The following is a 17,153-nucleotide window of genomic DNA, read 5'->3' on the forward strand; positions in this document are numbered from 1 at the left end:
ATTAAGTACGCTCCGTCTTGCTCAGCCACATATCGCGCATGGAGCCGTCTTTGATCTGCATCGGATAGACGTGCTCGCTGGTGTCGACCTGGATATCGAGAAATACCAGGCGATCTTTCATAGCGAACGCTTCTTCCATCTTCGACTTCAGGTCTTTCAGATCCGTGATGCGCATGCCCACGTGCCCATAAGCCTCAACCAGCTTGACGAAATCAGGCAGCGACTCCATGTAGGAGTGCGAGTGACGACTGCCGTAACTCATGTCCTGCCACTGGCGCACCATACCCAGCACACCGTTGTTCAGGTTGACGATCTTGACCGGCAGGCCGTACTGCAAGCAGGTGGACAGTTCCTGGATGTTCATCTGGATGCTGCCTTCGCCAGTGACGCAGGCGACATCATTATCCGGAAAGCTCAACTTGACGCCCATGGCCGCCGGGAAACCAAAGCCCATGGTGCCCAGGCCACCGGAGTTGATCCAGCGGTTGGGTTTGTTGAACTTGTAATACTGCGCGGCGAACATCTGGTGCTGACCCACGTCGGAGGTGACAAAGGCATCGCCCTTGGTCACTTCGCACAGAGTCTCGATCACCGTCTGCGGCTTGATGATGCTGCCGTCGCCCTTGTCGTAAGGGAACAGGCCGCGATCACCGCGCCACTCGTCAATCTGCTTCCACCAACTGGCCACCGTGTCCTTGTTCGGGGTCTCGCCGATTTCCTTGAGTGCCGCGACCATTTCGGTCAGCACGCTCTCCACTGGACCCACGATAGGCACATCAGCCTTGATGGTCTTGGAGATGGAAGCCGGGTCGATATCGACGTGGATGATCTTGGCGTTCGGGCAGAACTTCGGTGCACCGTTGATAACCCGGTCGTCGAAGCGCGCACCAACCGCCAGGATCACGTCAGCGTGGTGCATGGTCAGGTTGGCGGTGTAGCTGCCGTGCATGCCGAGCATGCCGACGAACTGCCGATCGGTGCCAGGGTATGCACCCAGGCCCATCAAGGTATTGGTCACTGGCAGATTGAGCATCTTGGCCAGTTCGGTCAGCGGTGCAGAGCCGCCGCCGAGGATCACCCCACCGCCTGCATAAAGTACAGGACGCTTGGCCGCCAAGAGCATTTCTGCCGCCTTGCGGATTTGCCCGGAGTGACCGCGAACGGCTGGGCTGTAGGAGCGCAGCTTGGCTTTCTTGGGAAAAACGTATTCGAACTTTTCAGCCGGGTTGGTCATATCTTTAGGGATATCAACCACCACCGGACCAGGACGACCGGATTGTGCCAGATAGAACGCCTTCTTCATGATTTCCGGGATTTCCGAAGCGTGCTTGATCATGAAGCTGTGCTTCACGATCGGCCGGGAGATACCGATCATGTCGGTTTCCTGGAACGCGTCGGTACCGACCATGGTGCTGGGCACCTGACCGGAAATGATCACCATTGGAATCGAGTCCATGTAGGCGGTGGCAATACCGGTAATGGCATTGGTCGCGCCCGGGCCGGAAGTCACCAGTACCACACCGGCTTTGCCGGTGGCACGGGCGTAGCCGTCAGCCATATGGGTCGCCGCTTGTTCGTGACGAACCAGGATGTGAGTCACTTCCGGCTCTTTGAACAGGGCATCGTAAACATGAAGGAGAGCACCACCCGGGTACCCGTAGATATATTTGATGCCTTCGTCACGCAAAAAGCGGACGAGCATCTCACCGCCAGATAAAAGCTCCACGTTGTTCACCTCTAAAACGCCAGAATACCGCCCTCACAAGGGAGCGGGTCTTAATAGGTTTACTTCTCAGCAGAGCATGAGCGACGGTGGTCGCCGACTACGTCAGCACTGACTGAGCAAGTATTGGGAGCGCCCCAAAGTGTTGCGGGGTTTTCCCACCCAGCGCGAGGTAACGCGTTGCGGGTGTAGCACTTCGGCGCGGATGTGCGCCTCATGATCTGCTGAGTGGGTCTGCTTCTGGCAGTCCCTCTACAGCGGACTTTGGATTCTTCTGTTTCGCCCTCATCAAGTCAAGCCGTCTATGTAGTTAATTCGAACTAAGCGCATGAGAACGCAAGAAAAAACCCAAAAACGACAACTGCCTGCGCTTCAATTGCGCAATCTTCGGCAAGCAACTCAGAAATGCGCACCTTGACTTTGGCCCCAGTCCGATTAATTGGAGCGAGGCCCAAGTGGTCGTAGAAGACCGAAGGCGCCCTCCGACAAGGAGTACGCCTGCTAAAACAGGCGCCAGGGTAACTCAAGAAAGGAACACGCTCGCCCTGAGGGGGGGGGGGTGACTGCCAGAAGCGCCTGGCAGCCTGGCTTCAGCGAGTGGCAACGATGAGCTGATCAAACTCTTTGAGCAGGAGGCGCAACTGCAGATCGCGCCCCTGCATGGGGCGAGTGGAGAACACCATCTCGGCCATTTCCTGAATACCCGATGCGTTGGGCAACGGCAGGTCCTGTTCCAGAATCACCTTCATGCGCGGCAGGAAGATCCATTGCAGCCACTGCTCAAAGGCCAGTGTGTCCACCGCAAACGGCTGAGTGCTGGCCAACGCCTCGGCACTGGGAGTCGCCTCATCCCACAAACCCTGCAGACGCAACTCACGCTCGATCAACAGCAGTTGCTCGGCGATTTGGGGAAAGCGCACATCCATTACAGAGAAACCCGGGCTTTCTGACGAGCCTGGGCGGCGCCAGCGGCATCGCCGCGCTTGTCACGAGCTTGTGCGATCAATTCCCACAAGCTCGCCTGAAGATCCGGACGACCACTGGCGAAACTCAGGCCACGACGCGCAAATTGCTCGGCTTGGGCGGCATCTCCCTGAGCCATGCGCACTTGAGCCAGACGATAAAGCACCTGAGGCTCGCGCGGCGCTACGCGCTGAGCACGCTCAAGGCTGGAAGAAGCACCGTTCAGATCACCGCTGGACTGCTGCTGCTGAGCCGTTGTCAGCAACGCCAGCACCGGACCGTCCAATTGCTCATCGGCCGACAAACCGCCCGCCCGGGCCGACGGAATACCGCTCGGCGTCGCGGGCATGCTGTAACCGCCCTGGTTGATCGGCGCCGCCTGATAACCCGCGCCATCTACCGGGCCCGGAATAATCGGACCGGACGTCACAGGACCCGGGATAATCGGCGAGCTGCTGATTGGCGCCGATGCGCTTGCGCCACCACCCGGGACCATCACCACCACCCCGGAGTCTTGCGCAATCGCCTGCCCCTGGGCTTGCGTCGGACGCTTGATGGTCGTCTGGCGAAAACCGCCAGAGGCAGAAACCCGTTCATTGTTGGAGACGGCCGTACCGGAATCCACAACAGGAATAGAGCCGCGCTGCACGCTGGCGCAGCCATTGAGCAATGCCAGAGCTGTAATAGCTGGAACCCACCACTTGTTCACGTCAAACCCTCATCGCTTAGTTCATCCAGCCCTTGACCCAATCCATCACCGAGTCGCCACCCGCCGGGCTCTCACCACCGCAAGAAGCCCCGGGAGGTGGTTCGCTGCCGCGAATATACGGCATCTGCACTGCGCCCGGGCAACTGGCGTCGGAGCCCTGCCCTGTATGCGAATCGACCCAAGCCTGAACCACGTTGTCTGGCTGCGGCATGTCCAGCGGCAGCGGGTCAGCCTTGCGCATAAAACTGGTCCAGACCTGCAGAGCACCGGTGGCTCCGGTAAACGGGGTTTTGCCGTTATCGTCTCGCCCCAACCAGACCACTGCCAGCAGATCCTGGCTGAATCCAGCGAACCAGCTGTCACGAGAGTCGTTACTGGTGCCAGTCTTGCCCGCAAGCGTTAGGTTCTTGGGCAGCACGTTGTATACCGACCTGCCCGTGCCTTCACGCATCACCCGCTGCATCGCATTCTGAACCAGGTAGATCGAGCCGGCGTCGAAACGCTGCTGAATCTGGAACGGATAACGCTTGAGCGGCTCGCCCTCGGCAGTCAGTACGCTGCGAATGCCACGCATCGGTGTATTGAAACCACCGTTGGCCAGTGTCTGGTACATGGTCGCCACTTCGATCGGGGTCATGCTCCCCGCCCCCAGCAGCATCGAGGGGAACGCAGGAAACTCACGGGTAACGCCCAAGCGGCCAAGGGTCTTCAAGACATTGGGCACCCCCACCTCCAGACCGAGCCGGGCGGTGGATAAGTTGTACGAATGAGCTAACCCCTGGTACAGGAAAATCGTACCGTGGGAGCGCCGATCATAGTTCTGCGGTTTCCAAACCTGGCCATCAGCGCCCTTGACCGAGAAAGCTTCATCCGAAAGCCAACTGGTCAGGGTGTATTGGCTGGGCTTCTCCAGTGCGGTCAGGTAAACCGCCGGCTTGATCAGCGAGCCGATCGGACGCACAGCATCCAGCGCCCGGTTGAACCCAGCAAAACCAGCCTGACGACTGCCGATCATGGCCTGGACTTCACCGGTTTCCGGATTGGTCACCACCATCGCCGCCTCGACATCTCCCGCCCCCTTACGCCCAGACAGGCGTTTGAACGTGTCGTTGACCGAAGCTTGCGCCTTCATCTGCAGGATCGGATCAAAACTGGTGAAAATCCGCAGGCCTTCCTCAGTCAAGTCTTCGTCGCGGTAGTCTTCACGCAATTGACGCTTCACCAGATCGAGAAAGCCTGGGAACGAGCTGTCTGCCAGGCTGCCGCGCTTGGTCACGCCCAGGGGCATCTTCTTCGCCGCCTCAACCTGTTCAGGCGTCGCTACGCCCTGTTGCTCAAGCAGGTCGAGCACCAGATTACGTCTCTCCAGCGCACGCTCCGGGTACCGGCGCGGGTTGTAGTAGGACGGGCCCTTGACCATCCCCACCAATAGCGCCACCTGGTGCAATTTGAGTTCCGACAGCGGTTGACTGAAGAAAAACTGGCTGGCCAAGCCGAAACCGTGCACCGCACGCTGACCGTCCTGACCGACGAAAACTTCGTTGAGGTAGGCCTCAAGAATCTCGCGCTTGTCGTAATGCAGCTCAAGCAACAGCGCCATCATCGCTTCGGTGAGCTTGCGAGAAAGACTGCGCTCATTGGTCAGAAAGAAGTTCTTCACCAACTGCTGGGTCAAGGTGCTACCGCCTTGACGCATGTGTCCGGAAGACGTGTTGACCCAGATAGCACGGGCAATCGACTTCGGCGACACGCCAAAGTGCGAATAGAAGTCGCGATCTTCCACCGCCACCAGGGTTTCCAACAGATAAGGCGGAACCTGGTCGATCTTGATCAGAATCCGGTCTTCAAGGTTCTTGGGGTACAGACCGCCGATCAGCAACGGCTCAAGGCGCACCACCGCCAGCTTCGCACCCTTACTGCCGGAAAGCTCCGCCACATAGTCGCCAGAGAAGCGCACGTGCACGGGCTGGGCCTTTTCCAGGCCTTCATAGAACTGAAAGCCACGGGTGTTCAAGTCAACGGTATTGCCGCTGACCGCCGCAGCGCCGGGGCCATTGGCGACACTTTCACGACGATACCCCAGAGCATCGAGTTCCGTCAGAAAGTCATCCTTGCTGAGCTTTTGTCCGACGAACAGCTCAAGCGGGCGGGCATAAACCTTGGCTGGAATGGTCCAGCGTTTACCGGAGAACTTCTCCTGAACCACGGCATCGAGGTAAATCGCAAAGCCGGCAAGCACCACAAGGCCAACCAGACTGAGCTTAAGCGCCCAGCCCAGCCAGGGGCGTAGGCCACTAGACGACGTTTTTTTAGCGGAACGGGGGGATCGGGTACGAGTCATGGGCGCGGATTATACGCACTTTATTCATCCTCAACATGCGCCACCCGAGGTTTGCCTTAACGCTGCCAACGGCCATAATGACGCCCTCGTTTTTCCCGACTCTGAAGGATCGCCTGTGAGCCAGTCACTGATCGCCGCCCTGCAAAACCCCGCCTTGTATCCTCATCCCGTTGAAGGGTTTCAGGTCATCGAAACCCATATTTCCTGGGTACTGCTCACCGGCCCTTTTGCTTATAAAGTGAAGAAGCCGGTTAACTTCGGCTTCCTCGACTTCACCCAGCTAGACGCGCGCGAGCACTTTTGCGGCGAAGAGCTGCGCCTGAACCAACGCCTGACCAATGACCTGTATCTGGAAGTGCTGCCGATCACCGGTAGCGCCGAGGCTCCGGAACTGGGCGGTAGCGGCCCGGTCATCGAATACGCGTTGAAAATGCGTCAGTTCCCCCAGAGCCAGTTGCTCAGCACCTTGCAGGCCAACAGCGAGCTGACCACCGCACACATCGACGAGATGGCCCAGCAGATCGCCCAATTCCACCTCTGCGCGCCCAAAGTTCCGGCCGATCATGAGGCTGGCACGCCAGACAGCGTCATGGCACCGGTGCGCCAGAACTTCGAACAGATCCGCGCCTTTCTCAGCGACAAGGCCGACCTGCAGCAACTGGAGGCACTGGACGCCTGGGCTGAGGCCAGCTTCGAGCGCCTGAAGCCACTCCTGGCGCAACGCAAGAGTGAGGGATTCATCCGCGAGTGCCACGGTGACATCCACCTGGGCAATGCCACCCTGATTGACGGCAAGGTGGTGATTTTCGACTGCATCGAATTCAACGAACCGTTTCGCTTCACCGACGTCTACGCCGACACCGGCTTCCTCGCGATGGACCTCGAAGACCGAGGCCTGAAGAGCCTGGCGCGGCGCTTTATCAGTCAGTACCTGGAACTGACCGGCGACTACCAAGGCCTGGAACTGCTCAATTTCTACAAAGCCTACCGCGCGCTGGTACGCGCTAAAGTCAGTCTGTTCAGCATGCCGGCCGACGCCACACCAGTGCAGCGCGCCACAACCCTGCGTCAGTACCGTAACTACGCCAACCTGGCAGAAAGCTACAGCACCATCCCCTCACGTTTCCTGGCCATCACCTCGGGTGTCTCGGCCGTCGGTAAAAGCCGTGTAGCCATGCGCCTGGTTGAAGCCCTGGGAGCCATTCGCCTGCGCTCCGACGTGGAACGCAAGCGCCTGTTCGGCGAACAGCGCGTACCGAACGATGTGCAGGCCGGCATCTACAGCAACGAAGCCAGCAGCGCCACCTACGCGCGCCTGCATGAAATCGCCGAAACCATCCTGCGCGCAGGCTTCCCGGTGGTCATCGATGCCACCTACCTCAAACGCGCCCAGCGCGATGATGCCGCCAAAGTTGCCGAAGCCACCGGCACCCCTTGCCTGATCATTGATTGCAATGCACCTGAAGCGGTCGTTGCCAGTTGGCTGGCCCAACGCCAGGCCGATCAAAACGATCCGTCCGATGCGACCCTCGAAGTGATCGCCTCCCAGCAAGCCAGTCGCGAAGCCCTGACAGACGAAGAACTGCTGCGCAGTAAACGCGTGGAGACCAACGAAAGCGGCAGCCTGGATGCCCTGGTTGCGAACATTCGCCAACGCCTCCCCGGCCTGTAAACGACGATTTCAGCCGTGAAGCTGCAAAGACTTCACGGCTGAAAAACAGTGGCACTATACTGGCGTCATAAATCCAACACTGGTGACGTCGCCATGAGCCAACCGAAGCTACTCGACACTCCGCTTTACACCCTCCTGCACAAAGACGACATCGTCGGTTTCAACCGTGAACGTCCAAAAGATAAGCCCATCGACATGCGCGGCGGTGACTTCCGCGGCCTTGATCTACGTGCGCTGAACGCCGAAGGCATCGACTTCACCGATGCTTATTTCCGATCTGCCGATTTGCGCGGCCTCGACTTGCGCCACGCCAGCATGGAGGGTGCGAGCCTGGCCCATGCGCAAATCTCCGGCGCCTACTTCCCGGTCGAGCTGACCGCCGATGAAATTCTCATGTCAGTCAATTTCGGCACTCGCCTGCGCTACCACACCCGCTAACATCGCCCCTCCTCCCCTCTGTCCGGTGCTCCAGCTGTGCTTGCCGGACAGCATCCGCTGTTCCTGCCTCTCGCCAGAGCAGCCTTAGAAGCATTTGCGCCAAAGACGAGCAAAAAACCACGTTTTTTCTACTGAACGCTACACTCCTTTGAGGCTGCCCACTCACCATTCGGCCATCGCCAGGAGGCTTAATGAATGATGAACTGCAACACTTGAAGAACCTTGGCAAGACATCCGCACAGTGGCTGCATGCAGTGGGCATTCACAGTGCTTCCGACTTACGTCGCCTGGGGGCGGTGGATGCGTACCGAGCCGTGCGTACCCGTGGTTTTCGCGCCTCGAAAGTCCTGCTCTACGCCATTGAGGGGGCGCTGATGGACATGCACTGGAACGACCTTCCTGCTGAACGCAAAGAGGCGCTGAACAAGCAGCTAGACGCCATTTCCACACGTCACAAAAACTGACTGGCAGATATCTATGTATCTCTTGGGAGAGCAACCGGCCTACGCCGACGCCTTGATCAACAGGCTGCAAAGCATCCCGGCCCAACTGCTCGAAGACCTCTCGCCCTGTGACTCGCCGCTGGAACTCGCCCCTTCCGAGGACCTGTCCAGCCTGTTGCCCGGTCATCAGTTGTTCCTGCTGGAAAGTGGCGTGATTCAGGCCAGCGTTGAAGGCAGAGCCTTGTTTTACCTGCATGAAGGCGATCTGGTGGGCCTGCGCCGTGGAGTCGAACACCCGCTATGGAAGTTGAGCTGCGATACGCCGCTGCGCCTGGTGCCCTATTTGCGCAACGCGGTGTTCCAACATATTTATGCTGACGAACAACGCTCAGAGCTGTTACTGCAGTACCTGCTCGGCCAGACCGCCCTGCTCTGCGATGCTGTCGCCCGGCTGAAGCCGCCAGAATTGCGCAGCAGTAATGGTTTCAAGCGGGTAGAGGCCGGCGAAACACTGATTGCCCAAGGCGATGAGGCCGATCATGTATTTGTGATACTCGAAGGCCACGCGCAAGCCTTCGTTGACGGACACAAAGTGGGTGATGTACCCAAAGACGAGATTTTCGGCGCCATGGCGGTCTTCACCGGGGAAAAACGCAGCGCTAGCGTAGTCGCCAGCGAACCGTGCACGGTCATGCTGATTCCCAAGGAACAGTTTCTCAGCCTGACCCAAAGCAACCCGCGCATCGCCCAGAGCTTGATCGAAAGCATGGCTCGGCGTATCGACCTGCTAAACAAGGAAGTCACCCGACTCATGGCTTTGAACACCGCCGAATAGAAGAGGTGTGCTGATGATCCAAACAAGCGTTTAGCGAAATATGTGAAAACTTTAAAAGCTGTGTTGACTTAGAAATGAGAATCGTTATGATTATCACAACTGATCGCGAGATCAGTCGATAACCTGGAAGACCAGTGGTTCGGACTCTCAGATTATCTCCTCATCAGGCTAATCACGGTTATTTGACCCGGCTCTTGCCGGGTCTTTTTTTGCTCGAAAAAAATGCGCCGCTTAACGCCTGAGCTGCGCACAATAGTCCTTGTAAGGCTGGGACGGTGTATACCAGACAAAATCGGCGGCGGACGCCAACACTTCACTCCCCTGCTCCGCCAGGATCAGTACCGCAACGTCCTGCGACTGCCCCTGATCAGCGATGTGCAAGGGCACCCCAAGATCCTTGCGCCCATGAAAAGCCCCGGCAAACAGCAGGGCCGGGGGCGGCGCCGCCAGAAGTCGCTCGGCCATGCGCCGGTCCCGCTGCTGCTGCACTGCCAGCATGGCCGGCACTTGGCGCTCCGGCAGCGAGCCACAGTGAGACTCACGGATCTGCGCAGACAGGGCTTCGGTGACCGCGCTGGCGCTGACCCGGTCTCCCCTCAGCACCGGGGGCCGGGCATATATTCCCCGCACTTCCTGGCGATCCAGGTTGGCCGCCAGTAATGGGTAGGGCTGGATCAGCGCATAGCTCAGCAACGGTCCATAAAGACTCCAGTCCCAGCCGGATTGCCAAGCCAGCAGCCCGGGCAAGTCATCGGGCAAGCGCCGCCCGTCAAGCGTGCGCTTGACGGCATCGACTCTGGGTTGTTGATCGGGGTTGAGCATTTCCAGCAGCAGGCTGCCTTGGGGGCGACCCGCTGACAGTGATCGCAGCAGCCACAATTGCAGGGCATGGTGATCGGCGTTGTCATGCTGCTCACCAACGATCACCCGCGGAACACCCGACAAACGCTCCACCAACTCGGCCGGACTCAGCACTTGGCCGCTGCGCAGGTCGATGATGCTGCCTGGGTGCGCCACCACAGGGGGAGGCAAGACTTGTGGCGAGCTGCTGCAGGCAGCCAACAGCATCACCAACAACAGCGCGAGTGAACGCATCAGGGTTCTCCAGGAACGACTCAACGAGCAATGATCAACGGATGTCCGCGCTCGGGGTGTTCATGCACCAGCACCTCCAGGCCAAATACTGCCTTCAAGGGCTCAGGTTTTAGCACGGCGGCAGGGGCGCCCAACGAGTGCGCTCGTCCCTTTTCAAGCAACAACACGCGATCACAATAGCGCGCCGCCAGATTCAGGTCATGGAGGATGATCAACACCGCAGCCCCACGATCAGCAAAGGCTCGAATCGCTTGCAGGGTAACGTGCTGATGCAATGGATCAAGGGCAGAAGTGGGCTCGTCGAGCAGCAAGTTATGCCCCGCCTGCCCCGGCCACAATTGCGCCAGAACCCGCGCCAGATGCACCCGCTGACGCTCGCCTCCGGACAAGGCCAGGTAGCTGCGTCCCCTAAGATGCGCGATATCCGCTGCCTCAAGCGCAGCCGCCACGATACCTTCATCCCGCGCCTGACCGCTCTGGTGAGGCAAACGTCCCAAACCCACAACCTCCTCGACCTGGAAGGCGAAATCCAGGCTCGACGCCTGCGGCAACACCGCCAGACGTTGCGCTCGAAGCGTCCCCTCCCACTGCGCCAGCTCGCGCTGATCCAGCAACACTCGCCCCTGATAGGCCGCCAGTTCACCGCTCAACGCGCCGAGCAAACTACTTTTGCCGGCGCCATTGGGGCCCAGCACGCCGAGCACTTCACCGGGCAACAGCTCCACATCAACGCCTGTCAGGACTGCCTGCCCTGAGCGCCGGACATGCAGGTTCTCTACTTGCAACATCAGGCACGTCCTCGCAGCAACAGGTACAAGAAGAACGGGGCACCAATGAAGGCCGTGACGATACCGATGGGCAGTTCCGCAGGCGCCAGAGCCAAGCGCGCCACCAGATCGGCCAACAGCAACAAGCTGGCTCCCGCCAGGATCGAGGCTGGCAACAAGGTTCGATGGTCCGGCCCCGACAATAGGCGCACCAAATGCGGCACCACCAGACCGACAAAGCCGATCATTCCCGCAGCAGCAACGGCGGCCCCCACACCCAGAGCAGTACAGAACACCAGTTCACGCTTGAGCCCTTCGACATCAATACCCAGGTGCTTGGCCTCGGATTCCCCCAACAGCAAGGCATTTAACGCCTGGGCGCGACGCGGCAGCCACAGTGCGACGCCGACCGTCACCAGCAACAGCGGCCACAGGCGCGGGTAGCTGGCGCCGTTCAGGCTGCCCAGGTTCCAGAAGGTCAAGGTCCGCAGGGTGGCGTCATCTGCCAGATAGGTAAACAAGCCCACCGCCGAACTGGCCAAGGCAGTCAAGGCGATCCCCGCCAGCAACATGGTTGCCACATGGGTCTGGCCATTGCGCCGCCCCAACCGATAAACCAGCGCCGTCACCCCCAGCCCACCTAGAAAGGCGCACAGCGATAACAGGTAAGGGCCGACAACCTCTGGCAAACCGCCAAACATCGAACCACCAACAATGGCAACGGCCGCGCCCAATGCCGCGCCGCTGGACACCCCCACCAGCCCTGGATCAGCCAGGGGGTTGCGAAACAGTCCCTGCATGGCCACGCCGGACAGGGCCAGCACCCCACCGACAGCCAAGCCGAGCAGGGTTCGTGGCAAGCGAATCTGCCCAAGAATCAGCTCCGCCTGCTCCAACCCCTGCCCATCGATCGGCACACCCAGCATTCGCAAGGCGGCGCGCAAGGTATCGAACAAGGGCAAGCTGACCGGCCCCAAGGCCAGGGATAGCCAGATAGCCAGCAAACACAAGGCGCCCAGGCCGAGAAACAGCGAACGCGGTTTAACCAGGCGACTCATTGGACCGGCTTGGCCTGAGGATAGAAGGCTGTCGACAAACGTTTCAGGCTCTCCGGCAGACGCGGGCCCAGGCCGCCCACCAGCAAGGTCGGATCCAGTTCAATCACTCGCCCCGCCTTGGCCGCCGCGGTGGACGCCAGCACCGGGTTTTCCTTGAACAGCGCCGCGCGAGCCGCTGCACCGCTCAGACTGCGATCAGAGAACAGCAAAACCTGCGGACTCAATCCCGCCAGAGATTCAACCGAAAAGGGCTTGTAACCGCTGTGAGTCGCCAGGTTGCGCCCACCTGCGCGCTGCAATAGCCAGTCTGCGGCAGTGTCTTTGCCTGCAATCAGCGGCTTGCCACCCGCGTGCCCGAGCAACAGCAATACCCCTGGCGCCGCCTGTTCTGCCTGCGCTTGAACGACCCAGGCCTGCGTTTGCTCAAGTTGCTGCCGATAGCTCTGCAATAGCTGCTCGGCCAACTGCTCACGCCCCAGAAGCTGTCCCAAGTGCTGCAAGTTGCGTTGCAGGGTGGGCAGATCCGCCTGGGCAGAAAACAACTCGACCTTGACCCCTGCGTTGCGAAGCTGTGACAGCACCAGCGGCGGGCCCATCTCTTCGGTGCCCACCAAAATCTGCGGCCTCAGGCTCAAGATGCCCTCCGCCGACAACTGCCGCTGATAGCCGATGCTCGGCAATGCCTTGAGCGAGGCCGGGTGCTGGCTGGTGGTATCGACCCCCACCAGCTTTGCCTGCGCGCCCAAAGCGCTGACCCATTCCGACAACGACCCGCCAGCACTGACCCAACGCTGCGGCAAGTCATCGGCTGCGGCCCATTGGCTGAGCAGCAATCCGGCACAGAGCGCAATGGCGCTGGCACTCAGACGCATAAAAGAGTTCCTTTATAGAAGTGGGGCCCGCGAAACGGCGGTCCATGTGACAGGCCAGGCCTAGCCGGCATCGAAATGAACAAGCTGCCCATGACGAGCGAGGCGGCCATTTGATAATTGTTTTCATTTGACCGTCAAGCACCGACATGTTTCAGCCTGCAGCCACGGAAAAACCGCGACCGCCTGGCGGCAGCAGTTTTGGACCCTGAGGATAGACATGAAATTTCTTTGCGCCGGGAGTGATCTGCCCGAGGCCGGCAGCCGGGGTTTTCAGCTCGAAGGGCTGAAACTCTTTGCTGTGCGTCGTGATCGCCAGACCTATGTTTACGTCAATCGTTGCCCGCACCGAGGCGTGGCGCTGGAGTGGCAAGTCGATCAGTTCCTCGACGCCAGCGCCAGCCTGATTCAATGCGCCAGCCATGGCGCCCTGTTTCTGATTGAAAGCGGAGAGTGCGTGGCCGGACCTTGCGCCGGCCAGTTCCTGGAGGCCATCGACTGCCGTGAAGACAGTCAGGGGATCTGGGTGACACTTTAGCCTAGAGCAACACCTCAAGACGCCGATCGATGGACACCTCCTGTGCAGTCAGGCGAACGCCATAAGCCAGGACCTCGACGCCCGCCGCCAGCGCCTCACGCAAGGCGGCGGCATAGCCCGGGTCGATCTCCTCGGCCGGACGCACCGCCTCAATCCCCGTGAGATTGACGCAATACAACTGAACCGCGCGTACTCCCTCACGGGCCAGGCTCGCCAGCTCACGCAGATGCTTGGCTCCTCGCAGGGTTGGCGCATCGGGAAATGCCGCCACCGTCGAACCGTCAAAACCCAAGGTAACGCTTTTGACCTCGACGTATGCCGGGCCATCGGGGTAATCCAGGCGAAAATCGATGCGGCTGTTCTCCTGCCCATACGCCACCTCGCGCTTGAACGCGGTGAACCCATTGAGTTCGCTGATCAGCCCGGCCCGCAACGCTTCCTCAACCAGTCCGTTGGCCCGTCCGGTATTGACGCAGGCGAGTCGTCCCTGCGGAGTTTCACTGATCTCCCAAGTGCCCGGCAGCTTGCGCTTGGGGTCATTGGAACGACTGAACCACACCTGCCCGCCCTCGACCATGCAATTGAACATCGAGCCGGTGTTAGGACAGTGGATGGTCAGTGGCTCGCCCGTCATCGTTTCGATGTCCGCCAGAAAACGCTTGTAACGACGCAACAGACGCCCTTCTTCCAAGGGAGGATCGAAGCGCATCAGCCTTGCCAGCTCTGCAAGCCACGGGCGATACGCTCCACCGCTTCTTGCAGACGCGCAAGGTTCTGAGTGTAGGCGAAACGTACATGGTGACCGGCCTGGTGGCGGCCAAAATCCAGACCCGGGGTGAAGGCCAGGTGCTCGGTTTCCAAAAAGTGCCGGCAGAAGGCAAAGGCATCGCCGCAAAAGGCAGTGATGTCGGCATAGAGATAGAACGCCCCCTCGGGTTCCACGGCAATGCCGAAACCCAACTCACGCAAGGCCGGGAGCAAAAAGTCGCGACGACGACCGAACTCCGCTCGACGCTCCTCCAACAGGCTGATGGTTTGCGGCTCGAAACAGGCCAAGGCCGCGTATTGGGCCATGCTCGGCGCGCTGATGTAGAGGTTCTGTGCCAGTTTCTCCAACTCGCCCACCGCCTCTGGCGGTGCCACCAGCCAACCCAGGCGCCAGCCGGTCATGCCGAAATACTTGGAAAAGCTGTTCAGGACAAAGGCGCTGTTGTCGACTTCCAGCACACTGGCGGCGTCCGTGCCATAAGTCAGGCCGTGATAGATCTCGTCCACCACCAGGTGCCCGTTGCGCGCCTTGATCGCCGCAGACAGACCTGCGAGCTCATCGCGACTGAGAATGGTCCCGGTGGGGTTCGCCGGGGATGCCACCAAGGCGCCAACACTGTCCTGGTCCCAATAGCGTTCGACCAGGTCTGGGGTCAGTTGGTAACGCACCTCCGGCCCGACCGGAACCAACTGCGCGGCGCCTTCCACCAGACGCAGGAAATGCCGGTTGCAGGGGTAGCCCGGATCCGCCAGCAGCCAGTGCTTGCCGGGGTCCACCAGCAGGCTGCTGGCCAACAGCAACGCGCCTGAGCCGCCGGGGGTGATCATGATCCGCTCGGGGTCGATATCCAGGCCATAACGCTGTTGATAAAAACCAGAAATCGCGCCCCGCAACTCGGGAATGCCCCGCGCCGCGGTATAGCGGGTCTTACCGGCGCTCAATGCCGCCTGCCCGGCCTTAATGATCGGCTCGGCGGTGGTGAAGTCCGGCTCGCCGATCTCCAGGTGAATCACATCATGTCCGGCAGCCTGCAGCTCATTGGCCCGAGCCAGCAGGGCCATGACATGGAAAGGTTCGATTGCGCGACTGCGCGCACTGTAGGGCTGAGCCATTAGCCTTCCTTCATTTGAGGGGGGAGCAAACGTCCGATTCTACCCATCCTGCCAAGCCTGAGAGAACCCAATGCCGCCCAGGCACTCTGCAGCCTCGCGCCAAGCGGCGCCAACAGAACCCGCAGACTTGACTAAAATCAATGATCGAACGGCCCCATCAGCAAGCCATGCCTGACTTTTCCCCGATCTGCGGGCGATACCGGACCTAGGCTCGACAACCGGGAGTAGCGCGCTCTGGTTTGATCTGGTAAGTTCGCCCGCTTGCAGCCGCAGGGCCGGCAAGTGTCGGAGATGGAGCAATCCTGCGCAATGGATTACAAGAGTAGAGGCGGTCCATTCATGCCCACCCAAGCAAAGCAACAGAGTCAATCGATCAGCGGTTTTGAACCTTATGTTGAAACTGCGGGCGAAGAGTACATGGGCAAGCCCATGCGCGAGCACTTCACCAAGATCCTGAACAAGTGGAAGCAGGACTTGATGCAGGAAGTTGACCGCACTGTTGATCACATGAAAGACGAAGCAGCCAACTTCCCCGACCCGGCCGACCGTGCCAGCCAGGAGGAAGAGTTCAGCCTTGAACTACGTGCCCGCGATCGTGAGCGCAAGTTGATCAAGAAAATCGACAAGACTCTGCAATTGATCGAAGACGAAGAATACGGCTGGTGCGAATCCTGTGGCGTCGAGATCGGCATCCGCCGTCTGGAAGCCCGCCCAACCGCCGACATGTGCGTCGACTGCAAGACCCTGGCGGAAATCAAGGAAAAACAGGTCGGCAAATAATCGTCGACTCGTACCTGAAACGGAGCGTACCCACGCTCCGTTTTCGTTTCTGCCCCCATCCCTCGGCAGGCGCGAGCTCGCGATAGCGATCCTCCCAACACCATCGCCCCCCCTGGGACCCGACGACATAGCATCAGCCCCATGACCGCCGCCCATTCCGCCCCCTACATTGGACGCTTCGCCCCCACCCCCAGCGGCTATCTGCACTTTGGCTCCCTGGTGGCGGCGCTTGCCTCCTATCTCGACGCCCGTGCCGCTGGCGGCCGTTGGCTGCTGCGCATGGAAGACCTCGATCCCCCACGAGAAGAGCCCGGAGCCCAGGCGGCCATTCTCAAGGCTCTGGAAAGCTACGGCTTTGAGTGGGACGGCGAGATGATCCGCCAAAGCGAGCGCCACGACGCCTATGCCGAGGTGCTCAATCGCCTGTTCAACCAAGGCCTGGCTTATGCCTGCACTTGCTCACGCAAGCAGTTGGAGCCTTACCACGGCATCTACCCGGGTCTGTGTCGCAACCTCGGCCATGCCAAGGATGATGCCGCGATCCGCCTGCGGGTACCGGAACTGGAGTACCGCTTCATCGACCGAGTCCAGGGCGAGTTGCGCCAGCACCTGGGTCGGGAAGTTGGTGATTTCGTCATCCGCCGCCGCGACGGCCTCTATGCTTATCAACTGGCTGTGGTGCTCGATGATGCCTGGCAGGGCATCACTGACATCGTGCGCGGCGCCGACTTGCTGGACTCCACACCGCGTCAGTTGTACCTGCAGGAATTGCTCGGGCTGCCCCAGCCGCGTTATCTGCATGTACCGCTGATCACCCAGCCGGATGGCCACAAATTGGGCAAGTCCTACCGTTCGCCGCCACTGCCCGAGGATCAGGCGCCGCCCTTGCTGCTACGAGCACTACGAGCACTGGGCCACAACCCGGGCACTGAGCTGGCTGGCGCGAGCGTGGCTCAAATCATGGCCTGGGGGATCGCGCACTGGGACGCCGGGCTGATTCCACGCACATTGAGCGTGCCGGAAGCGCAATTACGCTGACGC

17 protein-coding genes are annotated in these 17,153 nt (G+C 60.1%); 7 read left to right on the top strand and 10 right to left on the bottom strand.

Features of this window, described 5'->3' with window-relative positions; all coding sequences use genetic code 11:
* Position 1 precedes the first annotated feature (1 nt).
* The 4 genes from PLD_RS30230 to mrcB form a co-directional block, all read right to left on the bottom strand.
* A complete protein-coding gene (locus tag PLD_RS30230; protein WP_159898409.1) occupies positions 2-1,726 on the bottom strand; it encodes an acetolactate synthase 3 large subunit in 1,725 nt (574 codons plus the stop codon).
* Between the two features lie 587 nt (positions 1,727-2,313).
* A complete protein-coding gene (locus PLD_RS30235; RefSeq protein ID WP_159898410.1) occupies positions 2,314-2,649 on the bottom strand; it encodes a YqcC family protein in 336 nt (111 codons plus the stop codon).
* A complete protein-coding gene (locus PLD_RS30240) occupies positions 2,649-3,395 on the bottom strand; it encodes a M48 family metallopeptidase (protein WP_159898411.1) in 747 nt (248 codons plus the stop codon). Before PLD_RS30240 ends, PLD_RS30235 begins: the two co-directional genes overlap by 1 nt.
* A gap of 16 nt (positions 3,396-3,411) precedes the next feature.
* The gene (mrcB, locus tag PLD_RS30245; protein ID WP_159898412.1) at positions 3,412-5,736 is read right to left on the bottom strand and encodes a penicillin-binding protein 1B; all 2,325 of its coding nucleotides are present in this window, start codon (positions 5,734-5,736) and stop codon (positions 3,412-3,414) included.
* Between the two features lie 115 nt (positions 5,737-5,851).
* Here mrcB and PLD_RS30250 point away from each other — a divergent pair, with 115 nt between their 5' ends.
* From PLD_RS30250 to PLD_RS30265, 4 genes are all read left to right on the top strand, one after another.
* Positions 5,852-7,408, top strand: a complete 1,557-nt coding sequence (locus tag PLD_RS30250; RefSeq protein ID WP_159898413.1) for a bifunctional aminoglycoside phosphotransferase/ATP-binding protein — start codon at positions 5,852-5,854, stop codon at positions 7,406-7,408.
* A gap of 93 nt (positions 7,409-7,501) precedes the next feature.
* Positions 7,502-7,846 carry a pentapeptide repeat-containing protein gene (locus PLD_RS30255; RefSeq protein WP_159898414.1) on the top strand — a complete coding sequence of 115 codons (345 nt, stop codon included), beginning with the start codon at positions 7,502-7,504 and terminating at the stop codon, positions 7,844-7,846.
* Between the two features lie 191 nt (positions 7,847-8,037).
* Positions 8,038-8,310 (top strand): TfoX/Sxy family protein, encoded by a 273-nt coding sequence (locus PLD_RS30260; RefSeq protein WP_025131285.1) that lies wholly within the window; start codon positions 8,038-8,040, stop codon positions 8,308-8,310.
* A gap of 13 nt (positions 8,311-8,323) precedes the next feature.
* Positions 8,324-9,124, top strand: coding sequence for a Crp/Fnr family transcriptional regulator (locus PLD_RS30265; RefSeq protein ID WP_159898415.1), 801 nt, complete (start codon positions 8,324-8,326; stop codon positions 9,122-9,124).
* Between the two features lie 231 nt (positions 9,125-9,355).
* On the opposite strand, the gene PLD_RS30270 is transcribed toward PLD_RS30265, so the two are convergent.
* Genes PLD_RS30270 through PLD_RS30285 form a run of 4 tightly spaced genes read right to left on the bottom strand, consistent with a single transcriptional unit; the run spans position 9,356 to position 12,916 of the window.
* On the bottom strand, positions 9,356-10,219 hold the full coding sequence (locus PLD_RS30270; RefSeq protein WP_159898416.1) for a ChaN family lipoprotein: 864 nt from the start codon (positions 10,217-10,219) through the stop codon (positions 9,356-9,358).
* Between the two features lie 20 nt (positions 10,220-10,239).
* On the bottom strand, positions 10,240-11,007 hold the full coding sequence (locus PLD_RS30275) for a heme ABC transporter ATP-binding protein (RefSeq protein ID WP_159898417.1): 768 nt from the start codon (positions 11,005-11,007) through the stop codon (positions 10,240-10,242).
* Positions 11,007-11,990 carry an iron ABC transporter permease gene (locus tag PLD_RS30280; protein WP_178116261.1) on the bottom strand — a complete coding sequence of 328 codons (984 nt, stop codon included), beginning with the start codon at positions 11,988-11,990 and terminating at the stop codon, positions 11,007-11,009. Before PLD_RS30280 ends, PLD_RS30275 begins: the two co-directional genes overlap by 1 nt.
* A gap of 50 nt (positions 11,991-12,040) precedes the next feature.
* Positions 12,041-12,916 (bottom strand): hemin ABC transporter substrate-binding protein, encoded by an 876-nt coding sequence (locus PLD_RS30285; protein ID WP_159898419.1) that lies wholly within the window; start codon positions 12,914-12,916, stop codon positions 12,041-12,043.
* 217 nt (positions 12,917-13,133) lie between these two features.
* Here PLD_RS30285 and PLD_RS30290 point away from each other — a divergent pair, with 217 nt between their 5' ends.
* The gene (locus PLD_RS30290; RefSeq protein ID WP_159898420.1) at positions 13,134-13,451 is read left to right on the top strand and encodes a Rieske 2Fe-2S domain-containing protein; all 318 of its coding nucleotides are present in this window, start codon (positions 13,134-13,136) and stop codon (positions 13,449-13,451) included.
* A 1-nt stretch (position 13,452) separates the two neighbouring features.
* Here PLD_RS30290 and sfsA read toward each other — a convergent pair whose 3' ends face one another.
* Together sfsA and PLD_RS30300 are read right to left on the bottom strand one after the other, a co-directional pair.
* Positions 13,453-14,160: a DNA/RNA nuclease SfsA gene (sfsA, locus tag PLD_RS30295; protein WP_159898421.1), complete on the bottom strand. Its 708-nt coding sequence runs from the start codon at positions 14,158-14,160 to the stop codon at positions 13,453-13,455.
* On the bottom strand, positions 14,160-15,332 hold the full coding sequence (locus tag PLD_RS30300) for a pyridoxal phosphate-dependent aminotransferase (RefSeq protein ID WP_159898422.1): 1,173 nt from the start codon (positions 15,330-15,332) through the stop codon (positions 14,160-14,162). The genes sfsA and PLD_RS30300 overlap by 1 nt, the downstream gene beginning before the upstream one ends.
* Positions 15,333-15,671: 339 nt before the next feature.
* On the opposite strand from PLD_RS30300, the gene dksA reads away from it, so the two are divergent.
* On the top strand, positions 15,672-16,112 hold the full coding sequence (gene dksA, locus PLD_RS30305) for an RNA polymerase-binding protein DksA (protein ID WP_159898423.1): 441 nt from the start codon (positions 15,672-15,674) through the stop codon (positions 16,110-16,112).
* Positions 16,113-16,253: 141 nt separating this feature from the next.
* Positions 16,254-17,150, top strand: coding sequence for a tRNA glutamyl-Q(34) synthetase GluQRS (gene gluQRS, locus PLD_RS30310; RefSeq protein WP_159898424.1), 897 nt, complete (start codon positions 16,254-16,256; stop codon positions 17,148-17,150).
* Positions 17,151-17,153: the final 3 nt, after the last annotated feature.

Origin of the sequence: Pseudomonas sp. LD120, assembly GCF_009861525.1 — a bacterium.
GTDB lineage: Bacteria > Pseudomonadota > Gammaproteobacteria > Pseudomonadales > Pseudomonadaceae > Aquipseudomonas.